At 49.4% G+C, this 19,352-nt stretch carries 20 protein-coding genes and 1 riboswitch; of the genes, 12 read left to right on the top strand and 8 right to left on the bottom strand.

Going from position 1 to position 19,352, the window contains the following annotated elements:
* Positions 1-158 precede the first annotated feature (158 nt).
* Positions 159-1,046: a fructose bisphosphate aldolase gene (locus WBM30_RS05265; protein ID WP_424899707.1), complete on the bottom strand. Its 888-nt coding sequence runs from the start codon at positions 1,044-1,046 to the stop codon at positions 159-161.
* A 271-nt stretch (positions 1,047-1,317) separates the two neighbouring features.
* Here WBM30_RS05265 and WBM30_RS05270 point away from each other — a divergent pair, with 271 nt between their 5' ends.
* The gene (locus WBM30_RS05270) at positions 1,318-1,530 is read left to right on the top strand and encodes a hypothetical protein (protein WP_086626957.1); all 213 of its coding nucleotides are present in this window, start codon (positions 1,318-1,320) and stop codon (positions 1,528-1,530) included.
* A 38-nt stretch (positions 1,531-1,568) separates the two neighbouring features.
* Positions 1,569-1,772, top strand: coding sequence for a hypothetical protein (locus tag WBM30_RS05275; RefSeq protein WP_424899708.1), 204 nt, complete (start codon positions 1,569-1,571; stop codon positions 1,770-1,772).
* Here the strand turns inward: WBM30_RS05275 and WBM30_RS05280 are convergent.
* Genes WBM30_RS05280 through WBM30_RS05290 form a run of 3 tightly spaced genes read right to left on the bottom strand, consistent with a single transcriptional unit; the run spans position 1,767 to position 3,648 of the window.
* Positions 1,767-2,531, bottom strand: coding sequence for an ABC transporter permease (locus WBM30_RS05280; protein WP_424899709.1), 765 nt, complete (start codon positions 2,529-2,531; stop codon positions 1,767-1,769). The genes WBM30_RS05275 and WBM30_RS05280 overlap by 6 nt on opposite strands.
* Positions 2,528-3,445, bottom strand: coding sequence for an ATP-binding cassette domain-containing protein (locus WBM30_RS05285; protein ID WP_424899723.1), 918 nt, complete (start codon positions 3,443-3,445; stop codon positions 2,528-2,530). The genes WBM30_RS05280 and WBM30_RS05285 overlap by 4 nt, the downstream gene beginning before the upstream one ends.
* The gene (locus WBM30_RS05290) at positions 3,445-3,648 is read right to left on the bottom strand and encodes a PLDc N-terminal domain-containing protein (protein WP_424899710.1); all 204 of its coding nucleotides are present in this window, start codon (positions 3,646-3,648) and stop codon (positions 3,445-3,447) included. The genes WBM30_RS05285 and WBM30_RS05290 overlap by 1 nt, the downstream gene beginning before the upstream one ends.
* 266 nt (positions 3,649-3,914) lie before the next feature.
* Here WBM30_RS05290 and WBM30_RS05295 point away from each other — a divergent pair, with 266 nt between their 5' ends.
* The 3 genes from WBM30_RS05295 to WBM30_RS05305 are packed head-to-tail and all read left to right on the top strand — an operon-like array spanning position 3,915 to position 6,917.
* Positions 3,915-4,835 carry an alpha/beta hydrolase gene (locus WBM30_RS05295; RefSeq protein WP_424899711.1) on the top strand — a complete coding sequence of 307 codons (921 nt, stop codon included), beginning with the start codon at positions 3,915-3,917 and terminating at the stop codon, positions 4,833-4,835.
* A 34-nt stretch (positions 4,836-4,869) separates the two neighbouring features.
* Positions 4,870-6,252 (top strand): alcohol acetyltransferase, encoded by a 1,383-nt coding sequence (locus WBM30_RS05300; RefSeq protein ID WP_424899712.1) that lies wholly within the window; start codon positions 4,870-4,872, stop codon positions 6,250-6,252.
* Positions 6,252-6,917, top strand: coding sequence for a DUF6320 domain-containing protein (locus WBM30_RS05305; protein ID WP_424899713.1), 666 nt, complete (start codon positions 6,252-6,254; stop codon positions 6,915-6,917). The genes WBM30_RS05300 and WBM30_RS05305 overlap by 1 nt, the downstream gene beginning before the upstream one ends.
* A 52-nt stretch (positions 6,918-6,969) precedes the next feature.
* On the opposite strand, the gene WBM30_RS05310 is transcribed toward WBM30_RS05305, so the two are convergent.
* Positions 6,970-7,311, bottom strand: a complete 342-nt coding sequence (locus tag WBM30_RS05310) for a hypothetical protein (RefSeq protein ID WP_424899714.1) — start codon at positions 7,309-7,311, stop codon at positions 6,970-6,972.
* A gap of 167 nt (positions 7,312-7,478) precedes the next feature.
* Here WBM30_RS05310 and WBM30_RS05315 point away from each other — a divergent pair, with 167 nt between their 5' ends.
* Both WBM30_RS05315 and WBM30_RS05320 read left to right on the top strand, forming a co-directional pair.
* The gene (locus WBM30_RS05315; RefSeq protein WP_424899715.1) at positions 7,479-8,243 is read left to right on the top strand and encodes an SDR family NAD(P)-dependent oxidoreductase; all 765 of its coding nucleotides are present in this window, start codon (positions 7,479-7,481) and stop codon (positions 8,241-8,243) included.
* A 462-nt stretch (positions 8,244-8,705) separates the two neighbouring features.
* Entirely contained in the window at positions 8,706-9,812 is a 1,107-nt protein-coding gene (locus WBM30_RS05320; protein ID WP_424899716.1) for a mandelate racemase/muconate lactonizing enzyme family protein, read from the top strand.
* A 203-nt stretch (positions 9,813-10,015) separates the two neighbouring features.
* Here WBM30_RS05320 and dapA read toward each other — a convergent pair whose 3' ends face one another.
* Complete coding sequence (dapA, locus tag WBM30_RS05325) at positions 10,016-10,903, bottom strand: 4-hydroxy-tetrahydrodipicolinate synthase (protein WP_424899717.1); 888 nt, start codon at positions 10,901-10,903, stop codon at positions 10,016-10,018.
* Positions 10,904-11,043: 140 nt separating this feature from the next.
* Positions 11,044-11,190: riboswitch (Lysine riboswitch) on the bottom strand.
* Between the two features lie 291 nt (positions 11,191-11,481).
* Between dapA and WBM30_RS05330 the strand changes: the two genes are divergently transcribed.
* From WBM30_RS05330 to helD, 4 genes are all read left to right on the top strand, one after another.
* The gene (locus WBM30_RS05330) at positions 11,482-11,862 is read left to right on the top strand and encodes a VOC family protein (RefSeq protein WP_424899718.1); all 381 of its coding nucleotides are present in this window, start codon (positions 11,482-11,484) and stop codon (positions 11,860-11,862) included.
* A 38-nt stretch (positions 11,863-11,900) separates the two neighbouring features.
* Complete coding sequence (locus WBM30_RS05335) at positions 11,901-12,563, top strand: DUF1345 domain-containing protein (RefSeq protein WP_424899719.1); 663 nt, start codon at positions 11,901-11,903, stop codon at positions 12,561-12,563.
* A gap of 42 nt (positions 12,564-12,605) precedes the next feature.
* Positions 12,606-13,970 carry an MBL fold metallo-hydrolase gene (locus WBM30_RS05340; protein WP_424899720.1) on the top strand — a complete coding sequence of 455 codons (1,365 nt, stop codon included), beginning with the start codon at positions 12,606-12,608 and terminating at the stop codon, positions 13,968-13,970.
* Positions 13,971-14,195: 225 nt separating this feature from the next.
* Positions 14,196-16,439: an RNA polymerase recycling motor HelD gene (helD, locus tag WBM30_RS05345; protein WP_424899721.1), complete on the top strand. Its 2,244-nt coding sequence runs from the start codon at positions 14,196-14,198 to the stop codon at positions 16,437-16,439.
* Between the two features lie 91 nt (positions 16,440-16,530).
* Here the strand turns inward: helD and WBM30_RS05350 are convergent, their stop codons facing one another.
* Complete coding sequence (locus tag WBM30_RS05350) at positions 16,531-17,964, bottom strand: bifunctional metallophosphatase/5'-nucleotidase (protein WP_424899722.1); 1,434 nt, start codon at positions 17,962-17,964, stop codon at positions 16,531-16,533.
* A 241-nt stretch (positions 17,965-18,205) separates the two neighbouring features.
* Between WBM30_RS05350 and WBM30_RS05355 the strand changes: the two genes are divergently transcribed.
* Complete coding sequence (locus WBM30_RS05355) at positions 18,206-19,102, top strand: AEC family transporter (RefSeq protein ID WP_107994963.1); 897 nt, start codon at positions 18,206-18,208, stop codon at positions 19,100-19,102.
* Positions 19,103-19,255: 153 nt separating this feature from the next.
* On the opposite strand, the gene WBM30_RS05360 is transcribed toward WBM30_RS05355, so the two are convergent.
* Positions 19,256-19,348, bottom strand: coding sequence for an IS3 family transposase (locus WBM30_RS05360; RefSeq protein WP_424899724.1), 93 nt, complete (start codon positions 19,346-19,348; stop codon positions 19,256-19,258).
* Positions 19,349-19,352: the final 4 nt, after the last annotated feature.

Raw genomic sequence — 19,352 nt, forward strand, 5'->3', positions numbered from 1 at the left:
GGAACAGCCAATTGCTCTGGTTGACTGTTGATTGTCCGATAACCACAAAAATCCGACAACCGGAGGCTAGATATAGCGCAAGTTGTCGGATTTTTCAATTATTATTTAGTTTTGCAATCTATCTGAAAGAAAAGAGCACCCTGTATTTTTTACATTTGTCAAACAATCGACGCGTCATAGATGGATTGGATCGATTCGGATAAGGTGGTCCGGAACTCATCATCGGTCATGCCGGCGCTCAGACCTTCGGACAACGCCCGCGAGAAGCTGGCGATCAATCCGGGATTGTGGGTCAATTTTTCGTTGGCTTCTTCACGCGAATAGCCGCCTGATAGTGCCACGACCCGCACGACTTGCGGATGAGCGATCAGTTCCTTGTAGAAATCATTGACGCTCGGAATCGAGAGTTTCAGCATCACAAATTGGTCCGGATTCAACGCATCCAGCGCCAACAACAATTTTTCCTTGAGAATAGCTTCCGATGCGGCTTTGTCCGCACTGTGGATATCGACTTCCGGTTCGATGATCGGGATCAGTCCGGCCGCGATGATTTGCTTGCCGACTTCAAACTGCTGGGCGACGACTTTTTTGATGCCTTCACGATTGGCTGATTTGATGACGGAACGCATCTTGGTGCCAAAGATGTGGCGCTCGTTTGCGCGCGCAAGGAGGGCGTCCAAATCCGGATTTGGTTTCATCAACTGTACTCCATCCGCTTCCACATCGAGCCCTTTATCGACTTTCAGGAAGGGCACGACACCTTTTTTCTCCCACAGAAAGTCTGCCGTATAGAGGCCTTCGACTTTGCGGTCCATCGTCTGCTCGAACAGGATGGCCCCCAAGATGTGTTCCGAGCTGAAAGCAGGCGAGGTGATGATGCGTGAGCGCATCTCATGGACGAGCATGAACATCTCTTCTTCGCCGTGGTAGCTGTCTTCCGAAATGCCGTACAACGCCAGTGCTTTGGGCGTACTGCCGCCGCTTTGGTCCAACGCCGCAATGAAACCTTTGCGATTTTTCATAATATCGAATTGCTCTTTGTTCATGATTCAAACCCCTTCGATTTTCAGATTTCCGAAATCCGGATCCGGTCCTGCTTTTTCGTGGAATGAGGATCTCTAAAGTCAGTATAGCACTAATGCTGTGCATTTCTGAGCGAAATGCCCTGTCCATTTTGGTGGCACCTAGCGTCAAAACTGACATGGGAAATTTTGTTGTTGAAACCTTTTTGAATTAGGAGTAGAGTTGCAGTATGGGATTTTTTCAAGCAATCATTCATAAGGATAGCAACAATATCGAACGAGAGAAGGCGTGCAGATGATTTTTTGGCTGAAATCGGACAAAACAAATGCGGAATACACGGAACTAAATGTCTACAAACGGGGCATCCTGATGGGCGGAATTTCTCATCACAAGGACGACGATTTCTGGCAATGGTGGGTGGAAGGTGTCGGCAAGAAGAAAACCCGCAAAATGTACAAAGAAGCAACTGAGGACGAAGCCAGGCGGGCTGTGGAGTACGAAATCTGATATCGAAATAGTTGCGCAGGGCAGGGGTCATTCTTGGGATGAAACTTGGCCTGCGTTTTTTTGTCCAGCAGGCTACAGAGTTGGCTGTTGTCCGGATTGAATGCTCTTCTCCGGCGAAGGCGGTGTGGCCGGAGAAGAAGAAAAACCGCACAAATCCTTATTACCGAAAACCTCAAAAAATGCGCCATCAGCCGAAGGAGAACTCCTTCACGGCTGATGACGCGTTTTTTTTGTGGTCATAATGCAGTTTTATTGAAAAGTACCACCGTCGTGACCAGAGCTGAAGCGATCATCAGTCCCGTTGTCAGCAGCGCATTCCAAAGTTCCTCAAGCAGCAGTGTCCCTTGCAGCATGTCCATATTGCGCGAAGCTAGCATCAAAGGATTCCACTCAGCCGCTTTCGGGAACAGATTCCACAAGAACAGCAACATCAGGAACGCACCGATCAACAACAGTGGCCCGTAGGCATTTTTGAACAAGACAGCTCCGAGCAGCAGGACGGCAATCAACAGCAAGCCGAACAAGTAGAGGCTGATGACGGATAGGGCCAAGTTTTCAGTCGTGCCTTCAGGGAAGTAATAAAGCGTGTACCCCAAAGTGATGAAAAAGCAGAGCCAATAGCTGAAGGTCCAGAGCAGCAAAGCACCTGTGAATTTTGAAAAAAGGATGGTCCGGCGCGGCAAGCCTTTCGTGACCATGTTGATGAGTGTGCCTTTTTCGTATTCCTTCGCCATCATGCCGCTCAAGAGGATGACGATGATGAACAGGCCGGTCTGGGTGCCGTTCTTGAAGAATTGGGTCCAGGAATCGATGTTTGTCGGTTCCGCAATCAGGATCGTGATCCCTTCCGGCATGAAGTTCGCCAACAGATCAGGCAAAAATTTGGCCGTCAACGGATTCATGATACCCAACAGGGCAAACAAGGTGATCGCCAGGAACAGTTTGAAGTTGCGGACATATTCGGTCAGTTCCTTTTTTGTGAAGGCAAGATACGCTCTCATCGGACCACCTCCAGGAAAATATCCTCTAATTTGGGTTCGGCCGTTTCCAACCGGAGCGGAACCAATCCGGTATCGCCCAAGATCCGTATGATCAGCGCCATGGCCTGTTCCGGTTCCTCGGTTTGGAGGGTGACAGAATGGTCTTTTGAACACAAGGAGTTCTTCATCACGCTGATCCGAGGATTGGCCTGGAATACAGCAGCATCCGCCGGCGTCCGGAAAGTGACTGTACAGGAATGGCTGGAGTAGGTGTTTTTCAGTTCCGATACCGAGCCGGTCAGGACGAGTTTTCCTCCATCGAGGATGCCCACCCGATCGCAGATGGCTTCCACATCCGTCAGGACATGCGTCGAAAAGAGCACCGTTGTCCGCTTCTTGACTTTCAACAGGATATCCAGAATTTCCCTGCGGCCGATCGGATCCAAAGCGGAAGTCGGTTCATCGCAGATCAGCAGTCGCGGTTCGTTCAGCAAAGCCTGTGCGATCCCCAAGCGCTGTTTCATGCCGCGGGAAAACGTTCCGATGCGTTTTTTCACATCCGCCAGCCCAACCAGATCCAGCAGCTCTTCAGATTTAGTTTGGATGATCGCGGATGGTATGCCTGTGATTTCGCCGCACAGCCGGAGATATTCCTTTGCGGTCATGAAGCCGTAGAAATCGGGCACATCCGGCAGATAGCCGATGAAGCGATTCGTCCGGGTATCGCCGTAATGCACTTTTTCGCCACATACTGTGATTTCACCGGCGTCCGCCTGAAGCAAGCCCAAAACGATCTTCATGGTCGTAGTCTTTCCGGAGCCGTTTTTGCCGATGAAACCGTAGATTGAGCCCTCAGGTACGGAGAAGGATAAGCCGTTGAGCACGCGTTGGTTCCCAAAGGATTTCTCCAATCCAACGATTGTGAGGATATCCATCACTCATCGCCCCTTCCGATCAGAAAATACAGGACCGGACCGACGATGTTCAGAAATATGATGATGAAGGTCCAAAGGTTTTTGCTGCCTGTTTTTACTTGGGGATGCTTGTTCAGGTGGATCAGCGCCGTAATCAACAAAATGATCTGGATCACGACCAGAGGGATCAGGATGGGTAAGTAGGGCTGCAGTTCTGCTATCATAAAAGTTTGCCTTCTTTCTTTTTTAACGCCTATTTTCTCATATCTTCATTTTACGCGTCTGAATGGTTTTCCACAACCGTAAACCTACTACTCGTTATATAACAAATATAACAATAAGAGTGGGATTTACAAGTCGGAAGAGTGGGGAAATCCAGCATGCAACGTATTTTTTTTGAGCGGTCAGCTATGTGGGACTGGCGCTTTCCTGTGCTATAATGAATCAAAGATATCAGAACAGCCAACGCTGTCAGAGGAAGGACAATAGGATGAATCCATTTTTTAAATTGATGTTGAAGTTGATGTCATCACCGAAAATCAACATGCAGGAAGATTACGCCCGTGTCCGCAAAGTACAGCATATACTGGCTCCCAAGCCGAAAAAAGGCTATATCATAATGGACCATAAAATCTATTCGGAGGACCGTTCCCACGATATTCCCGTGCGCGTCTTCTATCCGAAAGAGTGCCTGCATAAAGAACCATTGCTGTTTTTCCATGGCGGCGGGTGGGTCATCGGTGACATCGAAACCTATACGAATGCCTGCATCAATATGGCGGATCTGACCGGAAGGACCGTCTATTCCGTCGATTACCGCCTGGCGCCGGAGCATCCGTATCCGGCTGGTCTCTACGATTGTTACCGGGTGGCGGAAGTATTGCTGAAGCACCTGGAAATGAGCGGGTTGTCGGATGAAAAGGATTTGATTCTGATCGGCGACTCAGCGGGCGGAAACCTGGCTGCAGCCGTGTCTTTGCTGCTCCGTGACAGAGGCCAAACGACTCCACTCAAACAGGTTTTGCTGTATCCTGTCACAAACTGGGATCATTCGGAAGCGTCGCAGTTCGAATCGATCCGCACGAATGGGCATGATTACGGGCTGACTGCAAAAAAAATGGAAGAATACATGGCGTTGTACCAACCCGATCCCGAGCTGCGCAAGAACGGGTATGTCGCACCTTTGATGGCGGAAGACCTGTCGAATCAGCCGGAAACCCTGGTGATCACAGCCGAATTCGACCCGTTGCGGGATGAAGGCGAAGCCTATGCGGAAGCATTGCGGAAAGCCGGCAACAAGGTACAAGTCCATCGCGTGAACGGCATCGTCCATGGCTTCATCACCTATCCGAAGACAGCTGAATCGGTTGTCGAAGCCTATGAAGTGATCAATGCGTTTTTGAATGGGTAAACCTAATAGAACAATGTGGAGAGGGGGAGCAGGAGTGAACCGGAAAAAATGGGTACGTTTGGATAATGCCTCTAATATTTTTCTGGCGGCCATGACAAACAGCGATACGAAGGTCTTTCGCATGAGTGCGGAATTGACCGACACCGTGGATCCGTTGTTGCTGCAACGGGCACTTGATGAGGTTTATGAGAATTATGTGCTGTACCACAGTGTGCTTAGGCGCGGATTTTTTTGGTATTATCTGGAAGAAAGCGATCTGAAGCCGAAAGTGACGGCAGACGTGTTGCCGCCTTGCGCGCAGATCTATCATTTTGACCGGAAAGAGCTCTTGTTCCGCGTCTTTTATAACCAAAACCTGATCCACTTGGAACTCTTCCATGCCCTTTCTGACGGAACCGGCGCGCTGTGGTTTTTCGAGGATCTGCTGAAGGCCTACATCATGCTGCGTCATCCCGAGGCTTTTGGCGGCCTGGATGCCGCCGCGCACGACCGCTTGAACCACCAACTGGAGGACAGCTTTGCGCACTATTTCCGCAAGGACAAGAAACAGAACTTTACGGACGCTGCCCAATCCGCCATCCGCTCTTTCGCCAAAGTCAGTCAATTGGCAGGAAAAACCGATGCACATAAAGGCAGGAAGCCGGAGGGAACGCAACAAAAAAAGAAAATAAAGGTGCACCAGTTCCGCGGCAAAAAAACGCCGGACAACCGGCCGCATGTCATAGAATTGGAGATGCCGGTCAGGGACATGCTTGCGCTAGCCCGTGAACAACAAACTTCTTTGACCCTGTATCTGACCGCCGTGTATATGCTGGCTGTGCGAAAGGCCAGTCCTGATTTCCAACCTGGATCGGCTATGGCCGTTTCGGTTCCGGTTAACTTACGGCAGTTCTTCCCATCCAATTCTGCCAGAAATTTTTTCAGCACAACCCGCCTGATCTACACTACGGATGAAAATGGGGAAGCGGATGACATTGCGGAAATCGGCCGTACGCTGAAAGAGCAGTTCCAACAGCAGATTACGCCGGAAAGTCTAGAGGAAAAGCTGAGGACGTTGATCGCCTTCGAATACAGCCCTTTCACGCGGATGGTTTTCCGGCCGATCAAAGATTTCGTTCTAAAGCTAGTCAATTACATCAGCAATCGGAATTTGACGATCGCAATCTCCAATTTGGGCAAGGTTACATTTCCTGATCCTATCGACGGCTACATCGAGAAAATGTATTTCCATACATCTGCGGTCCGCCCGCAATTTTGCGCCATCAGTCACGGGGAGCATCTGACTGTCAGTTTCACTTCGCCCTTTGTCGAATCCACGATCGAGGAACAGTTTGTCAGGGTGCTGACTGATGCGGGTGTGGCCATCACCGTCGCAGCGAACAAGGTTTCGAGTGAAGATTTGGAGGAGGAAGGGTGATGAGATACTGTCAGCATTGCAACGCGACAATCAAGGGAGACTGGAAACAATGTCCCTTGTGCCGAACGATATTGGATGAAGCCGTCGATCCGGTGCTGCCGGATCCCTATCCGAAGATTCCGCTGAGGTTCAATAAGGAAATCGTCTGGAAATACTTGACCTTGATTTCCTTTGTGCTGATCATCTCTTTTCTGCTGATCGAGCTTATCTGGATCGGAAGGATGGAGAATGTGCAGCTCGCCCTGTTCGGGATCATGAGCATGTGGCTTTCCGTTCTAATCCTGATCCGGAAACGACGGAACATCGCAAAAGGCATCGTGTATCTGATCGTCTCCTTGTCGCTCCTGTGCATCTATTTGGATTATCTGTCAGGATGGAGCGGTTGGTCGACTACCTATGCTGTGCCGATCATCTGCAGCTTTGCAATCGTATCCTTATACATCGCCGTGCGCCTCGTCAATTTGGGCGTCAGGGACTATGTGCTGTACCTTTTGACAGCCGCCTTGTTGGGGCTGCTGCCGGCGCTATTCCTGACCTTGGACTGGGTCACGACGTCATTGCCTTCAAGCCTGTCGGTCATGATGAGCGCAGTCACCTTGGTCATTATCCTGCTCTATCACGGTGGAGAGATTTGGCGCGAGCTGGAGAAACGGATGCATGTTTGAAATAACGGAAAAAAACCCCGAGATCTCGGGTTTTTTTGTTTGGATGCAGTTGTCATTCCGTCGCGTAATATTCATCCCAACAGCCGTACACATAGGTGTTTTTGATGCGCCACTGCTGGAAGCGGATGGGCACGACAAAAGAATACAGTCCCAAAGTCAGGATCGAAAAAAAGGTCCATTTCAGCAAGGAAAGCCATAAATCAAAAGCTTTCCCGACAAAGTGTAGCTGGCGTCCTTCGATGTAGGTATGCTTGGCGACCCATTTTTCTCGATAACAGAAAGCCCAGGGCGCAGCCAGCCCGAAAGTAAAAAATCCCGCAAGACCGCAGATAAGAAGAATGCCGAAATATTCCACAAGCGTTCCGGTGAAATAAGAATCATTATGATGGCGCAAAATATCACTCCTTTATATTTACTTAATGATATAATACGACATTTAATTAATTTTTAATCTATAGATATATTGATATCGTTTCGCAAGGGCGCCTTATGATTGCCCTTAACGCGCAAATGCGATACGCTAAAGGCATCAATCATTTTTAGGAAACGCGAGGGAAAAAAATGACAAACAAAATAGCGCTCATCACAGGCGCGAGTGCGGGCATTGGGCAAGAGTTCGCAAAAAAGCTCAGCCAACAAGGGTACGATCTGATTCTGGTCGCGAGACGTGAGGATCGGCTTGTGGAGCTCAGCAAAAAGTTGACTACCAAAAGCCAAATCATCACAGCGGACTTGGCGAAGGCGGAGGAATGCTTCCGTCTGTACGAAGAAACGAAGGACAAAAATATTTCCATGCTGATCAACTGTGCCGGTTTCGGTGATTTCGGTGCATTCACGGCGACCAGTCTCGAAAAGGAGCTGGAGATGATCGACGTCAACATCAAGGCGGTCCATATCCTGACCAAGAAATTTCTGCCGGATATGCTTGCGAGAAATGAAGGCTACATTCTGAACGTGGCCTCGGTTGCCGGTCTGATGCCGGCGGGGCCTTACATGGCGACCTATTATGCTACAAAGGCCTACGTCACGAGCTTCACTTCCGCGATTGCTGAAGAGTTGGAAGAGAAGAAGAGCAACGTTTATGTCGGTTCGTTATGTCCGGGACCGGTAGATACGGAGTTCAACCAAGTGGCTGATGTGAAATTCAATCTGAAGGGCATCACTTCTGAATACTGCGTCAAGTATGCGTTGGACAAGATGTACAAGCGCAAGAAAATCATCGTTCCGACGATGCTGCTGAAGGGCGCGCTCTTCTCGTCGAAATTGGCGCCGCGCAATTTGGTCGTGCGCCTGACCAGCAGACAGCAAAAGAAAAAACAAGGTTGACGAATGGGGGGCAGCTGGCGCAAACGAAGCTGGCCGGAGGAACTGAACCGGATCCAGCTGTTCTTCTCAAGTGAGGGCTGATGCGGCCGGGGCAGTCGCCTAAATAAGCTCCTTAACTCCGGCGAAGCACTCGTGACCGGAGGAGGCAACCCAAACCCGCCAATCTCCTCCGGCGAAGCTCCTCTTAGCCGGAGAACTCGAGCCAAAATTGAAGCCGAATATCTGACGGACCCTCTGTAATCGAAAAAAACGCAAGAGTAACCAGTATCATCCTACTGGCAGCTCGTGCATTTTTTTTGTTGTGCTGCATCCGGAAGCTGACAGGCAACGCCCTCCCATTTGGTGCAAACTCGTTTTCTTGGTAAAATAGATACAAATGGGTGGTGGAACAAAAATATCGTAAAAAAGTCGCTGCCTTAGCCCGGATGGAGAGCGTGCCGGTGGAAGAGAGGGGTTTTGATGATGAAAATCGACAGAATTGAAATTGGGGAAGTGGCCATCCCACTGCGGACGCCATTCAAAACAGCATCGCGCACGGTTGATGACGTGCATAACATTCTGATCCGCATCGTGACCGATGACGGGACCGCCGGATATGGGGAGGCGCCACCGACCGCTTTAATCACCGGCGAAACAAAGGCTTCCATCCGCGAGGCCATTATGCAATACATCGCTCCGAGCATCATCGGAATGGAAATTTTCTATCTCGATACCATCATGCAAAGGATGCATGCCAGCATCGTCAACAACACATCGGCGAAAGCTGCTGTTGACATGGCGCTCTACGATCTATATGCAAAAAAACTCGGCCAACCTTTGTATAAAGTGTTGGGCGGGGCGAAACGGAAAATCGAGACTGCCCACACCATCAGCAACCATTCCATCGATGAGAGGATACGCGACAGTCTGCAGGCCGTTCAGGACGGCTTCAGCATTCTGAATGTGAATGTCGGGAGGAATGGGCTCAAGGATGTGGAAAGCTTGTTGGCCATCCGTAAGGCAGTTGGACCGGGCATCCGCATCCGGGTAGAGGCCAATCAGAGCTGGAGCCCCCTGGAGGCGGTCCGGTTCATCAGCATGCTGGAGGATAAGGGCATGCAGGCAGAGCTGGTGGAACAGCCGGTGAAGGCGCACGATCTGGCCGGCCTGAAATTTGTGACGCAACACGTCCAAACACCGATCGTGGCTGACGAAAGTGCCTTTTCTGTGAAGGATGCCCTCCACATCATCCAGACTCAATCAGCTGACCTCATCAATATCAAACTGATGAAGATCGGCGGCATTCACGAGGCATTCAAAATCTGTGCCGTGGCGGAAACATACGGGTTAGACTGCATGATCGGCTGCATGTTGGAAAGTAAGATTTCGATCAGCGCAGCTGCCCATCTGGCAGCCGCCAAAAACTGCATCACGATGGTCGACCTCATTGGGCCGTCGTTCTTCAAAATGGAAGCCTATGAAGGTGGACCGCTATTCACCGGGGGCACGATCAAACTGGGTGATGCGAATGGCATCGGCATCAACGCTTTTCCAAAAGCCCATTTCAAAAAGCTGGGAATCGTAAAATAAATAAATGTCCTCCTTAATAAGGCCAGGAAGGAAAAGCCATGAAGTTGAGAGATTTTTATGTGAAGCGAGCCATCGGTTTTGTCATCGTTATGCTTCTTGTACTGATTATTTTGTTGCTCAATAAATATATCCTGCATCTTTTCTGAAAAAAATAAAAACCGCCACCGAAAAATAAATTTCGATGGCGGTTTTTGGTTCTGTTTCTAAATCAGGCCGACTTTTTTCATGGCTGCAGCCAAACGGTCGATGACTGCTTGATCGGCATCCGTCAACGGCAAACGCATCGGTCCGACATTGAAGCCCAACAATTGCATTCCAGCTTTTACAGGAATCGGATTCGGCTCCACGAACAGGCAATCGATCAATTCTTTGTACTCTGCTTGCATAGCGGCTGCTTTTTTGATGTCACCATCCAAGAAGGCATGCGTCATTTCGGATGTAGCTTTTGGTGCGATATTGGCAAGGACAGAGATGACGCCTTTTGCGCCCAAGCTCATCAACGGAATGATGGTGTCATCATTACCGGAGTAGATGTCCAATCGATCACCCAATAGACTCAGGTTATCAACTGCCTGGCTGAAGTTTCCGGTAGCGTCCTTCAACGAAACGATATTATCGATTTTCGCCAGTTCCACCAGCGATTCCGGGGTAATGTTCTGGCCGGTGCGGCCCGGCACATTGTAAAGGATGATCGGAACTTTAACGCTGTTGGCGATTACTTTGTAATGTTCAATCAAGCCTTTTTGGGACGTTTTGTTGTAATAAGGAGTAACGCTGAGAATCGCATCCACACCCGTTTCCTCTACAGCGCGCGTCAATCCGACTCCATGGCGCGTGTCATTGCTTCCGGCACCGCCAATGACGGGAATACGGCCGTTGACTTTTTCGACAGTGAAACGAATGAGCTGAAGTTGCTCTTCATCCGTCAGCGTGGAAGCTTCACCGGTTGTCCCCGCGATGATGATCGAATCGGTGCCGTTCGCGATATGGAATTCAATCAGTTCTTCCAATACCTCGTAGTTGATTTCTTGGTTTTCCGTGTCTTTAAACGGCGTAACAATCGCAACGCCTGATCCTTCAAAAATAGCCATGCTTATCTTCCTCCTAAATTCTGTGTTTTATTTATGAATAGACAAAAAACGACTATGAGCAAATGGTCTCATAGTCGTTCAAAACAGGCTGCGTAAGCTGAAGCGTTGCATCCATATAGTGAATTCCACCAATTTGCCCCAACGTGAGAAGCTCACCGAACAAAGCTGGGCGGCTTTGTCCGACAGTGCCAGATTTATTCAACCTTGGCCCCAATACAGAGTATTTCGGCAGCAACACCTTTCAGGGAATCCCTTACTGATTGTTAACCGCGACCTCTTCATCACATCGAATCGTATTTTGTTACTTCCACACTATCAAATACAAATCAGTCTGTCAATCATATTCTGAGTGGATGCTGAGAAATTAATTTGAAAAAGATGGCAAAAACGACACATTAGTTGACTGAGCACCCGGATGCTTGGGGAACGCATATGCGCTTGGGATGTGATAAAATCAACTTGAGGAAGCGCCTTTACGGCAAGACCAGAAAGGAATTCCGGGATGTTTTATTGCAGGCCATCCGCGCAGAGATTATCTCCAGCGCACCGGCGAGTATGATGAGAGGACGTGAATAGCGATGAAGATTGAACATGTTGCAGTGTGGGTGGACGATTTGGAGCTGATGCGCGATTTTTATGTTCGTTTTTTTGATGGAAAGGCCAATAAATTATACCGTAATCCTGAAAAAGACTTCCAATCTTATTTTATTACTTTTCGTGAAGGAGCCCGTTTGGAGCTTATGAAAAGGATCGATGTCAACGAACGCTATCCCCTTGATATGCTGGGCTGGGCGCATTTGGCCATTTCGGTCGGTAATAAACAGAATGTAGATTATCTCACGGATAGGCTCATCAAAGCGGGGTACACATGCAAAAGCCAGCCGCGCATTACAGGGGACGGCTACTATGAAAGCATGTTTCTCGACCCGGAAAAAAATGTCATCGAAATCACCATTTGAAAGAATAGTTAGGCCTAAAAAGCAGGGGGCGTACAGCCATGAAGAAAAGAATCCATTTATTTGCCGATCAAACGAAAGCAGGAAGGGAAATGCGCAAAAAGAGGACGCGCTTCCTGATTGCCGGAGTGATCGGTATGGTTGCAGGGATGGCCGGCGGATTCTGGTTGCGTTGGGAATTGGCCCCTTTGATCGGTTGGGACAGTGCCGCAATCATTTTATTGTATTTGCTGTGGAAGGATTTTCATCCGCATGATGGGACAGAAACCGAGCGGATTTCGCAAGAGGAAGACATTCAATATTCGACGATCGATTTTTTTGTCCTGATGGCGTGTCTGATCAGCATCGGAGCCGTCGCATTGATGTTGACGACTCATCAACGCAGTTTTGGGACGATTGGATTTGGTCTGTTCAGCATCGTGCTTTCCTGGACGACAGTGCACAGTCTCTATATGTTACGGTACGCGGAACTCTATTACCGTGATGTAAACGGTGGCGTCATCTTTGAAGGTACCAACCAGCCTAACTTTTGGGATTTCGCCTATCTGGCGTTTACGATCGGGATGACTTATCAAGTCTCCGACACGACCTTCACGACACCGGCATTCCGGAAGGCTGCGTTGGGGCACGCGCTGTTGTCCTACGTTTTCGGGACAGCCATCATCGCCACGACCATCAATTTTGTCGCAAGCCTGAGCAGATGAATCCTATTGAATTTTTGACAGGATAAAGGGAGGAATTTATGCATGTTTTTTAAATCATTTTTCGATCCGCAAGTAGCGCAATTTTCCTATTTGGTGGGTTGCCAAAAAACCGGAGAAGCTATCATAATCGATCCCTTGCGCAAGTTGGATGACTACATCTTGGCAGCCGAAGACGAAGGGTTGGTCATCACTGCGGCAACAGAAACGCATATCCATGCCGATTATGCATCCGGGCTGCGGGAGACTGAAAGGCGTTTAGGAGCCAAACTGTACGTCTCGGATATGGGCGGGGATGACTGGCATTACCAGGATCTGCCGGAAGATAGTGTGCTGCTGCAGGATGGGGACATAATTTCCGTAGGCAAGGTCAAACTGGAGGTGCTGCACACACCTGGACATACGCCGGAGAGTGTGTCCTTTCTGCTAACTGACATCGGCGGTGGTTCGGACATTCCGATGGGACTGTTCACCGGCGATTTTATCTTTGTGGGTGACGTCGGCCGTCCGGACTTGCTGGAAGTGGCTGCGCATATGCAAGGCACCACCGAAATCGGAGCGAAAGAGTTGTTCCATTCTCTGAAGAAAATGGCTGACTATCCGGACCATCTGCAGATATGGCCTGGGCATGGTGCCGGCAGTGCCTGCGGAAAATCGTTGGGCGCAGTACCAATGACTACTTTGGGATACGAGAAAGACAACAACTGGGCTTTCCAACATGACGAGGAAGCGAGTTTCACCGCAGCCCTGACGGATGAACAGCCTGAGCCGCCAAGCTATTTTGCCCAGATGAAGAAGATCAATAAATTGGACAGCGACGCCTACGTCCCTTATCCGGTCTTCCCACTTCAGCAGGCCGGTCCAAACGATAGGCTGATCGATCTGCGCGCGAAAGAAATGTATCAAGCCGGACACATCGAAAGGACGCTCAATATTCCACTGAACAAAAAGTTTTTGACTTATGCCGGTTGGTTCCTGGATTACGAAGGACAAGTGACGTTCATCGGAACCAAAGAGCAGGCTGAAACGGCTGCCCGCCAGTTGCAGCTCATCGGGTTCGATCAAGTCAGAGGCTACCTGGACGCCGGCCAGATCAAGGATGAAAAGATGACCGAAACAATTACGGCAGCCGCATTTATCGCTTTGCGTCAAGCAAAAGATCTACAGATATTGGATGTGCGTTCGAAAAGCGAGTGGGATAAAGGGCATCTGCCCGATGCCCAGCGCGTCCTCCTCGGCAAGCTCTTGGAGGACCCGTTGCCGTTCAAACGGGATGAACCCCTTTACGTCCATTGTCAATCAGGAGTCCGTTCCGCCGTCGCCATCGGTGCGCTGGAGGAGAGGGGATTCAAAAAGATTGTCAATATTCTGGGAGGATACACTGCAATCGAAAAAATCCGCAACGAATAGACACAAATGCACCAAAAGCTGCAAAACGCAATCCGAACAACAAACTGAGCCGGAAGACAGAGCTGCAACAGGCTTTTCCTTCCGGCTCTTTTTTGATTTGGAACGTTTTAATCCAGGTACAAGGAATAGCCAGAATCCCTGTACGATGGTATACTACTAATTGTCGCATTTAGTGAAGTAGACCGAATAGTCCAAGAGTTTTCTTAAGAGAGAGGTGTCATTTGGTTGCATAAAGATCTAATGAAAGAACAGGAACGTGTCCATCGCGTTATTCAAGTCATCACTAACGAAAGAACGCGGTTGGCCGAGCAAGTAGAAGAAAAAAGTGAAAAGCAAAGACAACAATTAAAGGAATCCAAAGAGATCAAAATCAGCCAAGGATCTTCAGAAAGTGTCTGGGAATCATCGGCTGAACTGCGGGCATTCGAGCAAGAGCTGATGATCCGCAACAACGAATTACAGAACAGCAACGAGCGTGTAGCTGTATTGGATAAAATGCAGGATGAGCCTTACTTCGGACGGATCGATTATCACGATGATTTCGGCAATGAAACGATTTACATCGGGATCGGATCCTTGTTCGAGAAAGATGAGAACCTGATTGTTGACTGGCGTTCACCGATCGCATCGCTTTATTATGAAGGCAGCAAAGGCGAAAAAGTCAAGCTGATGATAGCGGATCAACCGATGTCCTACGGTGTTGATCTGAAAAGGCAATTTCTGATCAGACATGCGGAAATCGTCCGCATGATGGACACGGATAATGTCATGGGCGATCCGTATTTGCTGGAAGTGTTGGAGGGGCCTTCATCCTATCAGATGGGTACGGTCGTATCCACTTTGCAGAAAGAACAGAACCAAATCGTCAGGGAAACCAAAGCAGCCGTCACGCTGATAGAAGGGGTTGCCGGATCAGGAAAAACAGTTGTCCTGATGCAGAAAATCGCCTATTTGTTGTATGCTTTCCGGGACCAATTGAAGTCGGAAGAAGTCGTCCTGTTTTCACCAAATAAAATATTCCAGGAATACGTTTCCCAAGTGTTGCCTGCATTGGGCGAATTGAACGTCGGAAACACAACATTCAGCGAATTCATGGAGCGGAAAGTCACCGGATTTTCTTTGCGCGCCGATCAAGAGGACAGCTTAGCCAAGGTTACAGTGCTGAAGGGCAGCTTGGCCTTTTATGAAGCGTTGCAAAAATACGGAATGATTCTGAAGAAGCGCTATCTGAAATTCTCGGATATCCGTTTCCGCGATGATGTCATCCTTTCGCAGAAGGAAATCGAGTCAGCCTTCTACAGCATCGACAGCCAAGGGTCATTGGCCAGCAAGTTGGATATTCTCAAAAGACACTTGTTGCTGCGCGTGGAACGCATCCAACAATCGCAAAAAGGCAAGCCATGGGTCGAAAAAGAAATGATCGCCATGTCTGACCTGGATCTTTACCGTTACGAGAAAGAGACCCACAACCAAAAAGCGATGGAAGAGGCCATGACGGCGGACATTCTGGAGGACGCTTTCGAACCGATCATCGCAAGGATCGAAGTGCTGGCCTTTATCCGCTATAAGAACCAATATATCCATTTCCTGAGAGCCGTTCCTAAATTGCTTTCATTGGATGATTTCGGTTTGGATGAGGATGAATGGCGCACCCACATCGCAGTGGTTGCGGAACATATGGCAGAGAAGAGTGTGTTGCTGGAAGATCTGGATGCCTACTATAGTCTGCGTTTGTTGCTGAAGGGGCCATCCAGCGACATGAAATACCAATATATATGTCTGGATGAGGTGCAGGATTTTTCACCTTTCCAACTGCAGATGCTGCAGCATGCCTACCCGAGCGCACGCTTCATTCTGAGCGGCGACTTGAATCAGAATATCCTGAACAGACGTCTTTCCTTTGATGATCTCCGGACCATCTTTTCCGAAAGCACGTTCCGTTCGTACCGTCTGCTGACCAGCTACCGATCGACGAATGAAATCGTCCGCTTCTCGGAAAGCTTCATCGAAGGCGATAAACCAGAAGGGACCTATATCCGTTCCGGCAAGAAACCGGAAGTGCTGCTGACTGACGATGGCGGGCTCGATATGGACTACATCAAGCAGAAGGTGGATGCGAGCGTCGCATCCGGCATGCGCGTGGCTTTCATCAGCCGTAATGCGGAAGATGCGGAACGCATCAGCCAAGAACTGTCGGTTGCCGGCATTGACTTCAAACTCGTGCAGCAGGATACCGACAACAGCCATCATCCTGTGTTGATTATGCCAGCCCGTTTGGCTAAAGGTCTGGAATTTGATGTCGTTTTTGCGATTTGCCATTATCCGGCAAAAGCTGCCCAGAATGAAATGCAGATCCTCTACACAATCTGCACCCGGGCGATGCACGAACTCTACCTGACCGTTTCCGAGAAGGAAGCCGGACTGATGGAACGCGTTGATCCGGATTATTATGACGTAAGAAAAATGTGAAACCTGAATAGCCCCGGCGGAAGCTGCAGTCCATAAGCAGATTCCATCGGGGCTGTTTTATTTGTCATTGTGTTGGCGTTGTGTTGTCGGATCAGACTATCTGATAGGTTCCGCGCAGTTCCTTTTCGTAGGGACCCATCTCAGCAAGATAATCCATCATCGCTTCGACGGCGTGCTTTTCCAGGTTCTGGTGTTCTTTTCCGAATTTCTTCGGAACGCCCTGGTTAGTCACATAGCTGACGGTGTATTCTTTGTCCGGGATGACTTCTTCGCCCGCGATGAAAAGTTTTTGGACACGGGTTCCTTTTGGATTTTCCAGTTTCAGGTAAGCGTGCAGTCCCATCGCCCGCTTCAGGTAGCCGCCCATCTGATCAAAAGGATCCGCTGCGTAGGTGCTCTCGAGGTTTTCTTCCAGCAGAGTGACTATTTCCGAACCAGTCAGGATAGCAGTTGAAATCGGCGGATCCATCGGAATGATCTGATACAATTCCCTCAAAGTCACCGGGCCTTTCAGGATCGGAACCCCATAGCGCCAGCCGTTGGAGAAGGCCAGATCCGTTTTCGTGTGGTACAGGATCGCATCCAAGAGGAAGTTGTCCATCGTCGTTTCAACGCTCCAGCCGCGGTGCAGCACTTTTTTGGTTTCACCGACGTTGCGACCCAATTTTTCGCGGTACGGGGCTAAAGCCTCATCGATCAGAGCTTTCATTTCGGCATCTTCCGGGATGTTCTCCGTGACTGGAATAAGTTGATGTTCGATTGTTTGGATCACGCCGTCCTCAACGGTCAATTCGAGCGTGCCAAGGAAAGAGCCATGCGATCCGGACTGGATGACTGCCGTTTCGCCTACTGTCACGATGTGTTCCTGACGGTTATGTGTGTGGCCGCTCAGACAGATCGCCACACCTTCGACTTCAGTCATCAATTTCAGGTCCTGTGGGAAACCGAGATGGGACAGGACGATGATCAGATCGACTGCTTTATCCTTCAGTTCCGCCACATAGCCGGGCAGCTCCTCACGGCCCAAAGTGAAAGAGAGGCCTTCGCTGAAATGGGGCGGCATCGTTTTGTCGATGATATTGCAGGCGATGCCAATCACACCGATCGAAAGTCCGCCGACCGACAGGATTTTGTAAGGATCGAACGCCAACTTGTCGCTCTCTTTTTCATAGGCATTGATTGCGAGAATCGGATAATCCAACTGCTGGCCTATTTTTTTCAGATTGGCCGGCCCGAAGCCAGTGTCCCAATGGAATGTCATCGCATCAAAACCGACTTCGTTCAGGACCGGCAGCATGTGCCAGCCTTTCGAATCAATCGCTTCATAGGTGCCGTGGATCGTATCACCGTTATCGAAAACGAGTGTCGGATTTTTGCTGCGGAAATCTTTGATCAGGCTTTGGAGACGGGCATAGCCGCCAGCTCTGCGGAACGCCAATTTTTCTTTTTCATAGAACAGTTCGTTGTGCAACTCCAAGTAGCTGTGGGTGTCGTTGATCTGAAGGATCGTCAATTTTTCCTGCATAGGGATCCACCTTTCTTGATGAAATGTGACAGTCGTGTTCGTTATATTGTTGTTCCCATTCTAACACTCTGTGCGGAGGATGCCGATTGATATGCCCTGAGCCGTAGAGGATGAATCGTGAAACTGAATCGAAAACGCAATTTTCGCGCAGAACTGTGTTAAAATTTGGATAAATAAATAAATAAATGGATGGGACAGGGGAGGCGTTCGGGTTTTGGATGTTAGGGTTGTATTTGGAAGGATGATCATGCTGGTGTTGATCATGTTTGTAGGCTATCTCGCGACGGTCATGAAGGTTTTCGACAAGCATGCGAACGCCAATTTTGCGGCGTTGATCACGTATGTGACGGTTCCGGCGCTCGTCATTGCATCGGTGGAAGGCGCAGGTGAGGTAGGCACAAAATCGGACACGCTCTTCGTATTGCTGACCGCGACATTGATGTATCTTTTCACGGTCGGATTGGCCAAGTTCAGTCCGAAACTGTTCCGCGCGGATAAAGAAACGGAAGGAATCATCGAGTTCCTGACCATCTTCACGAATAACGGCTTCATGGGACTTCCGGTCGTGCAGGCCATTTTCGGCACCGGCGCGCTTTTTTATGCGTCGCTGTACGGCATTCCCAACAACCTGTTGATCTACTCTTTGGGCGTTTTTTTGATTGCAAAAGGCTCGAAAAAGTCGCGTGCGAGCTGGAAAGCGATCTTGCTGAATCCCGGCAACCTCGCGTCGCTTTTCGCGGTTTTCGTTTTCCTGTTCGACATCAAATTGCCGGCGTTGGTGATGGATACCGCCACGAGCATCGGGAACATCACTTCCCCGTTGGCGATGATTATCATTGGTGCGTCATTGGCCGATATCGACATCCTCGGCGCCTTCAAGGAATGGAAAATCTATCTGTTTGCGTTCTACCGCATGATTGTGATCCCGCTGTTCCTCTGGTGGGCCACGAAAGGTATCCTGACGAATCCGACCATGCTGGGGATCCTCGTCATCATCTCGGCTATGCCCGGCCCGGCGATGGCTGTCGCGCTGTCGATGCAGTACGGAGGCAACACCGCCTTCTCAACGCGCTACGTTTTCATTTCGACGCTGCTCTCGGTGTTCACCATCCCGTTATTGGCGGCGCTGCTTTTTTGAGCGGAATATATGCTGAAAGAACGCCCACTCCGCACAGTTAGCGGAGTGGGCGTTCTTTTCGTATTTCGGTCTCTCGGATTTTTTGGGAATTCGGCTTGAAATTGTCGAATACAACTAAGCTATGGTGGCGACCCCCAAAAGTTAGAGTTTTTATTATGCAGCCGTTTGGCTGGCTTGGATTCGGTATTGGACTGGGCTGAGACCAGCTAATTTTTCTTTTGATCGAACATGGTTATACCAATGGATATAG

This window comes from Trichococcus sp. (assembly GCF_049684335.1).
GTDB lineage: Bacteria > Bacillota > Bacilli > Lactobacillales > Aerococcaceae > Trichococcus.